Here is a 7,709-nt window from a genome sequence, read left to right as displayed (position 1 = left end):
AAAACGCTCTAAATTGGTTTAATCATTGTGGTCTATTTTTTGAGCCTATTCGATAGTTATTTTTGTGGTTTTTTTGATCGCAAACTGCTGTAAAAGCTTGAGAGCATTACGCGATTTATGTCTGATACAGTACGGCATCCAAGCATATAGGGAACCCTGCTGATAAAGCATCCTACATTAACGCACTCCTGACCTTCCCTGTTGTAGCCTGTAAGCAAGTGTCAGAGAATAAAGGATTGAAGTCTCCTATGCTCTCTCAAGTACAAGCGCTAGAAGCAACGTTAGAGGCTATGGGAACACCTACACCAGAACAGTCAGCATTGCTCAAAGTGACGATGGAGGGAATGAAGCTAGAGTATCCAGCACGGTACAGTCAAGAGAAGTTGTTTGGACTATATCGGGTTAAATGGCATCTGGATACAGCATTAGAGATACTGGGAATGCTCTAAATGATCAATTAAACATCGCACAAAATCCGTACAAAAAATAATAGAGTACAAACCGTGAAAGGTTCATACTCTATTACAGGGGAGAGAGCAGGACATAAGCCGGGTTCTGTTCTCTTGCGAGGGCAGTTATCTATCTGGGACGCTTGTTACCAAACGCCTCTAGCGGCTCTCGTTGAGCGGAACTGGTAAAAGACCAACCGTAGTTCCTATCGCCTTGCTCCCAACTGGGGTTTACCGAGCCAGCACCTCTCGATACTGCTGGTGCGCTCTTACCGCACCTTTGCACCCTTACCAAAACAAGTAAAAAGTAAAAAGTAAAAAGGCAAAAGAAAGATTTCTTTCTTTTTACTTTTGCCTTTTACCTTTTGCCTTGTTTTGGCGGTATCTTTCTGTGGCACTATCCTCACGATCGCTCGCACTGGACGTTATCCAGCAAGTTTGGTCTTTCGGGAGTCCGGACTTTCCTCAAACCAGTGACTATGACTGATCTGCAACCACCTGCGCCTACTCTCTCCTTAGATCCAGTGTACCCGGTTGATACAAAGGGTTGACAGGTTATTGCTTTTTTTTATTCCAAGGTAGAGCGTAAGTCCAAGGTAGTTTCCTGACTGTGAAAGGACAATTGATAATGCTAATAGGAGGAAAATCACGACCTGGGGATAGACCTAAACGCACCTCAGATACTCTGAGCACCAGTTGCAGGGAAAAGTCCAACTCCTTTCTTCTGTTAATAAAGTCGTTATACAATTTTTTTTGCCCTTTTTGTAGCCCGTTGATATCAATTAGTGGTTTTTTAGCTAAATAGGTTCCAGCTACTTGATCCCGCTCGAAAACATCTTCTGCTGTCACTGTTTCAGTAAGTGTTTTCTTGGGGGCAATCAGGCTAGGACTCTGGGGAACTGCTAAATCGCGGGTTAAATCTGGTGATTTCCGAATCACGCGGCGCGATTGCTTGCTATGTTCAACTACCAAAGAGCTATTGTCCCAATCAACATATATGGCAATATTTTCAGATTTATTTTCAATGCTAATCGATAAATCTTTCAAATCGTCAATTGGGTATGAAGGTTTGAGTTTAAAAGAAATCCCGATTTGAGCGTCGAGATTTTGTTCTTTCAGTTGGTCTTCAACGATTCCTTTCTTAAACTCAAATTTAACTTGGTCATCGATGGATTCAACCATGCGATTAAAAACATAGGAAACACCGATAATATAAATTGTTAAAACTACTAAATTCTGGTCGCTACTCCTCATAACTCAGAATCTCAACTCTCGGTGCAATGAATGTATATTCGACTCATGGCTCATCTACAATTGTTAATTGCGCTTGGTTGTTACAGAATTTTGTAGCCAGCCTCGTTGCCAAAAAAAGAATAGCAAACCAAGTGCGATCGCTCCCATTGCTGCCAAGCAAAGTGGATAGCCCCAATACCAATTCAATTCAGGCATATTATATGGCGATTTTTCAGTACTGAAATTCATTCCATATACTCCGGCAATAAAAGTCAGTGGAATAAAAATTGTTGAAACTATCGTTAGTACCTTCATGATTTCATTCATTTTATTACTCACTGCTGAAAGGTACACATCCATTAATCCAGATGCTAGTTCTCGGTAAGTTTCCACCATGTCCATCACTTGCACTGTATGGTCATAACAGTCTCGCAAGTAGATTCGCACTTCCTCACCAATCAAATCACTACCATCTCGAATCAAAGAATTAATTGCATCTCGCTGAGGCCAAATAGCACGGCGCAATTGCAATAATTCTCGCCTAATTTGATAAATATGTTGTAGTGTTTGTGGGGTAGGTCTAACTATCACCTCCTCTTCTAACTCTTCGATTCGCTCACCATAAAGCTCTAGCACTGGGAAAAAACCATCAATAATCGCATCTAACACGGCGTAGGCTAAATAATCGGCTCCCTGTTTGCGGATGATACCTTTGTTTTTTTCAATTCGCGATCGCACTCCCTCAAAACAATCATGTTCTGGTTCTTCTTGTACTGTCAGCAAATAATTTTTCCCTAATATCAAACTCACTTGCTCGCTGTAAAAACCACATGTTTTTTCCTTTGCTACTACCATGCGGGCAATAAATAGCAATTGGTCTTCATAATCCTCTGTTTTGGGACGCTCTGGTACATTAACTATATCTTCTAAAACTAGAGGACGTAACTTAAAAACCTTACCCAATCGTTGTAATATGTCTTGACTGCCTAAACCTTGTACGTCTACCCAAGAAATAGATTCCATCTCTAGATATGGGATACACTCCTCTGGGGTTGCTATTTGCTCATGGATGAAATTGGTTTGGTTATAGTCAATCAAGAAAATTATTGGTGGCGGAGCATCTGCATCAATAAAAATAGTTCCAGGTAGAGTCCCTGGTTGGTGATAGAACTCATCTTCATTTCGTCTAGTTACTATTTTGGGATGGCGGCGCAGTTTTCGTGCCATTAGATATTACCTAATAGTTATTAGTCATTTGTCAGTCGTAAAAACAACGTTTATTTACGTTCAGCTACTTCCCAGCAATACAGATAACATATCGCCTCTAAATCAGCAATGCTATAAAAAACAGTTTGCCTTAATTAAGACAAACTGCTTAAAAAATATTTATTTGGGTGAGCAGAGGTTAGAACATACCGCCCATACCGCCCATGCCGCCCATGCCGCCCATGCCGCCCATGCCACCCATACCGCCCATATCAGGGGCAGGAGCAGCGGATTTCTTCTCCGGCTTTTCAACAACGATCGCTTCAGTGGTTAAGACCAAACCAGCAATGGAACCAGCGTTTTGCAAAGCTGAACGCACGACTTTGGCAGGGTCGATAATGCCAGCAGCGATCAAGTCTTCAAATTCCCCGGTAGCAGCGTTGTAGCCAATGTTGAAGTCGCTATCCCGGACTCTAGCGACGATCACAGAACCTTCAGCACCAGCGTTCTCTGCTATTTGGCGCAAGGGGGCTTCTAGCGCTCGCCCAACAATATCAGCCCCAATCTTTTCTTCTTCGTCTTGTAGACTGTTTTTTATCGCTTCTACCGTCTTAACTAACTGAATTAGGGTCGTTCCACCACCAGGAACAATACCTTCTTCCACAGCGGCTTTAGTAGCATTCAGCGCATCTTCAATTCGCAGTTTGCGGTCTTTGAGTTCGGTTTCGGTTGCCGCACCCACTTTAATCACTGCCACACCGCCAGCGAGCTTGGCAATGCGTTCTTGCAGCTTTTCTTGATCGTAGTCAGAATCAGTTTCTTCCAACTGCCTGCGAATTTGAGCAATCCGCTTTTGTACCTCTGGTTTAGTAACACTGCCAGCTACAATTGTGGTGGTTTCTTTGTCAATGGTGATTTTGCGGGCAGTTCCCAGCGCTTCTAGAGAAGCGGTATCCAAGCTTAAGCCGATTTCTTCAGAAATCAACTGTCCATCGGTGAGAATAGCAATATCTTCTAACAAAGCTTTGCGGCGATCGCCAAACCCAGGTGCTTTGATTGCAGCCACGGCCAGTACACCCCGCGCTTTGTTCACCACCAGAGTTGCCAAAGCATCCCCTTCGACATCTTCAGCGATGATTAGCAAGGGCTGACCGGAACGAGCAACTTTTTCCAATATCGGCACTAAATCCTGAATGCTGCTGATTTTTTTGTCAGTAACCAGGATCCGGGCGTTTTCAAATTCCACGATTTGTCGCTCGTTGTTGGTGACGAAGTAGGGAGAAATATAGCCCCTGTCAATCTGCATCCCCTCAACTACTTCTAGTTCGGTGGTTAGGGATTTAGATTCTTCAACGGTAATTACACCATCTTTGGTGACTTTTTCCATTGCTTGGGCTAACATTTGGCCAACTTCTTCATCGTTACCAGCAGAGACAGTGGCGACTTGAGCGATCGCACTTCCTTCTACTGGCTTGGCTACCCTGGCAATTTCTTGTACCAGTGCCTCAATAGTTTTGTCGATGCCGCGCTTCAAACTAACTGGGTTACTACCTGCCGCGACGTTCTTCAAACCTTCCCGAATCAAGGCTTGTGCCAAAACTGTGGCGGTGGTTGTACCATCTCCAGCGACATCTTTAGTTTTTGAGGCTACTTCCTGGATGAGTCTTGCACCAGTATTTTCCAGAGGATCTTCTAATTCAATTTCCTTGGCAACAGTGATACCATCGTTGACAATTTGAGGTGCGCCAAATTTTTTCTCTAAAAGGACATTGCGACCTTTGGGCCCCAAGGTGATTTTTACGGCATCGGCAAGGGCGTTAACACCCCTTTCTAGAGATCGCCGCGATTCCTCGTCAAATGCAATAATTTTCGCCATGTTTGATTTCTCCAGCGCTTCCATTAGACAATTTAGCACTCACAGCGCAAGAGTGCTAATCTCCCAACTGGCTCAAGTTACAAATGGAAATAAAAAAATTGATTAATATACAGGTGATGCTCATATTAGATACTGGCAGTAATGCTTGAATTGGGAGATGAATCTAGACAACTCCCTTAAGTCCCTTGGTATTGCCGACCCTAGCGGCACCGGCTGGTTGGCAGTAGTATTTACGTTCCTCTTGGCTTGGGTTGTAACTTGGCGTTTAATTCCGACAGTACGCAAATTCGCCTTGCGGGTAGGTTGGGCTGACCAACCCAACGCACGGCGGCTCAACCGAGAACCTTTACCCAATGCAGGGGGGCTGGCTATCTACGCGGGTGTAATTGCCGCCCTGGTATTAGCTAGCCTTTTACGACCTATCGAACTCCAAAACGTATTGGCTCAGGTGCTCACTATTCTGTTAGGGGGTTCGATATTAGTCCTTGTAGGCTTTATCGATGATCAGTTCGGTTTACCGCCCTCTGTTCGATTGTGGGCGCAAATTGTCACAGCACTCTTGCTGGTAGCTAATGGTATTAGTGTCAAAGTCCTGTTTGGTACCCCTATCGACTCGCTCCTGTCTATGTTGCTGACGGTACTGTGGGTAGTAGGGATTACCAACGCCATCAACTTGATGGATGGGATGGATGGCTTGGCAGGAGGAATCAGCTTTATTACCGCCATGAGTTTGTTAGCCGTTGCAGCCCAATTTAACAATCGTGCAGCGGCAATCTTGGTACTCGCAGCCTTGGGAGGCGCTGCACTAGGCTTTTTGCGCCATAACTTCCATCCGTCACGAATTATTATGGGTGATGCTGGAGCATACTTTTTTGGCTATGTGCTGGCAGCAACTAGTATTTTAGGCAAACTGCAACAAAACACAGTTTATGCGCTAATTCCTACGGTTTTATTTCTGTTGTTACCAGTGCTAGACACCACTCAAGTATTTGTGCGGCGGCTACTAGCAGGAAATAACCCTCTGAGTACTCCTGGCAAAGACCACCTGCACCACCGCTTACTTGCTTGGGGACTCTCCCAGCGCCATGCTGCGTTCACGCTTTGGTCAATTACCTTAGTTTTCAATTTGCTGGCGATGAGAATACAAGGTATGACTTTGGCTGTGATGCTGACTACCGCCAGTAGCATTATCATTCTTTTGGGCTTTACTGTCTGGCAAAGGATACGCCAACAGCCTTAGTTGCTTGTAGGGTGGGCATTGCAATGCTAGCCCTACTATGATTTATTCTCTGTATGGAAGCGATGTCTACGAGGGGCTGTGACGCAAGAGTTAAGCTAGTACACGAAACCGATAAAACTGGGGTAAAGCTTACAAAAAAAGCTATGGCTCAAATTTAAAAACAGATTGAGCGATTAACCAATTCTATCCATGAAGTTTTTCTAAATTTAGCTAATTAGTTTATTGATATCTGTGTAGCAAAACATAGTGATTTTATTTTAAGAACAGCATTTATTAAGCTATAATGCATACTAAATTTACACTGTTTCATTTTCAGGGAGACAACAGGTGTATAGACTTTTCATGCATAGTTAAGCGGGAGAAAAAGAGGTTGCCGTTAGCAATCCCTTTTTCTTCTATTCATAATGATTATCATCCTGGAATAATTTATTCTTTGGAAGTCTCTAAATCAGCGATCGCCAGATAAAATTGGTGCGTTAGGCTATGGCGTAACGCACGCTACCAAAATTACTAACTCCTAACTCAGCACTATTTAGGCCATTACCATGCCACCATCGACATTAAAAACTTGTCCAGTGACGTAGGCAGCGGCGGGATCGGCGGCGAGAAAGCGCACCATCCCAGCGACTTCTTCGGGCTGACCAAAGCGACCGAGTGGGATGTATTTGAGAATATCTTCGGGGTTATTGAGATTACTGGTCATGTCGGTGGTGATGAATCCAGGGGCGACGGCGTTAACGGTGATGCCGCGAGTAGCTAGTTCTTTGGCAACGCTTTTGGTGAAGCCGATTACACCTGCTTTGGCAGCGCTGTAATTTGATTGACCTGGGTTGCCAATTTGCCCAGCAACGGAGGTAATGTTGATAATTCGCCCCGATCGCTGTTTGAGCATGATTTTACTGATAGTACGTGTACATAAAAAAACACCAGTAAGATTAAGGTCTATCACAGCTTGCCAATCTTCTGGCTTCAAACGCAATAAAAGTGTGTCGCGAGTAATACCTGCGTTGTTGACTAAGATATCCACGCGATTGAACTTTTCGATAACGGCGTTAATTAATGCGTCTACTTGATCACTTTTAGAAACGTCTGCTTGGATAGCGATCGCCTGACCTCCTGCATTTGTAATTTCTGTAACAACTGCCTCAGCAGCTACACTAGAACTGGCATAATTGACAACTGCGATCGCTCCCTGTGTAGCCAATTCAATTGCGATCGCTCGCCCAATTCCTCGTGATGCACCTGTGACAATTGCAACTTTATCTTGTAATAGTGTCATTTAATGTTCCTCAATCTTAGAAATACCGCGCTAATTATCTTATGTTGATTTAGAGAACATCTGAATATTGTCTGGATAAAATCTAACTCTTGCTGGATGACAATCTTGCTAGCATGATGCAGTTGAGATAGTTAATAGATAATAAATAGATAAAGTTCTATGTCGTTTTTAGCTAGATATAACTTGATTAATACAAATTAACGTTTTATTATAATTAAATATTTATAGTTATTTCTCTGTTAATGGATGAATAACTTAAAGCAATATATTTTTGATTTAATTATAGCTGCACCAACGGCATGGCAACTCTTAGAGACGCTGTTCGCGTTCGCTTAGAGGATGTCTGAAAAGTTTTTTTGTATACACCTAACCCTTGGAGATCCCCCTAAATCCCCCTTTTTAAGGGGGACTTTGAGACTCTTATTC

General features: G+C 43.4%; 6 protein-coding genes, 1 other RNA gene and 1 pseudogene. 3 read left to right on the top strand and 5 right to left on the bottom strand.

The window, feature by feature from the left end; all coding sequences use genetic code 11:
- The first annotated feature begins 248 nt into the window (after nucleotides 1-248).
- Complete coding sequence (locus V7K48_RS09805; RefSeq protein ID WP_335071877.1) at nucleotides 249-449, top strand: hypothetical protein; 201 nt, start codon at nucleotides 249-251, stop codon at nucleotides 447-449.
- A gap of 80 nt (nucleotides 450-529) precedes the next feature.
- On the opposite strand, the gene rnpB is transcribed toward V7K48_RS09805, so the two are convergent.
- The 4 genes from rnpB to groL form a co-directional block, all read right to left on the bottom strand.
- Nucleotides 530-960: RNase P RNA component class A (gene rnpB, locus V7K48_RS09800), an RNA gene on the bottom strand.
- 44 nt (nucleotides 961-1,004) lie between these two features.
- Nucleotides 1,005-1,703, bottom strand: a complete 699-nt coding sequence (locus V7K48_RS09795) for a hypothetical protein (RefSeq protein ID WP_335071875.1) — start codon at nucleotides 1,701-1,703, stop codon at nucleotides 1,005-1,007.
- A 63-nt stretch (nucleotides 1,704-1,766) separates the two neighbouring features.
- Nucleotides 1,767-2,909, bottom strand: a complete 1,143-nt coding sequence (corA, locus tag V7K48_RS09790; protein ID WP_335071873.1) for a magnesium/cobalt transporter CorA — start codon at nucleotides 2,907-2,909, stop codon at nucleotides 1,767-1,769.
- 178 nt (nucleotides 2,910-3,087) lie between these two features.
- Entirely contained in the window at nucleotides 3,088-4,764 is a 1,677-nt protein-coding gene (gene groL, locus V7K48_RS09785; protein WP_335071871.1) for a chaperonin GroEL, read from the bottom strand.
- A 157-nt stretch (nucleotides 4,765-4,921) separates the two neighbouring features.
- Here groL and V7K48_RS09780 point away from each other — a divergent pair, with 157 nt between their 5' ends.
- Nucleotides 4,922-6,004, top strand: a complete 1,083-nt coding sequence (locus V7K48_RS09780; RefSeq protein WP_335071869.1) for an MraY family glycosyltransferase — start codon at nucleotides 4,922-4,924, stop codon at nucleotides 6,002-6,004.
- 83 nt (nucleotides 6,005-6,087) lie between these two features.
- Nucleotides 6,088-6,222 (top strand): annotated as a pseudogene (locus tag V7K48_RS34965) (ISAzo13 family transposase); the annotation flags it as partial.
- Between the two features lie 314 nt (nucleotides 6,223-6,536).
- Here V7K48_RS34965 and fabG read toward each other — a convergent pair.
- Entirely contained in the window at nucleotides 6,537-7,283 is a 747-nt protein-coding gene (fabG, locus tag V7K48_RS09775) for a 3-oxoacyl-[acyl-carrier-protein] reductase (protein ID WP_335071867.1), read from the bottom strand.
- Between the last annotated feature and the right edge of the window lie 426 nt (nucleotides 7,284-7,709).

Source organism: Nostoc sp., from assembly GCF_036919615.1.
In the GTDB taxonomy this organism is placed as follows: Bacteria; Cyanobacteriota; Cyanobacteriia; order Cyanobacteriales; family Nostocaceae; genus Nostoc.
The sequence above is the reverse complement of the archived record's forward strand: the minus strand, read 5'-3'. Positions and strand labels throughout refer to the sequence as shown.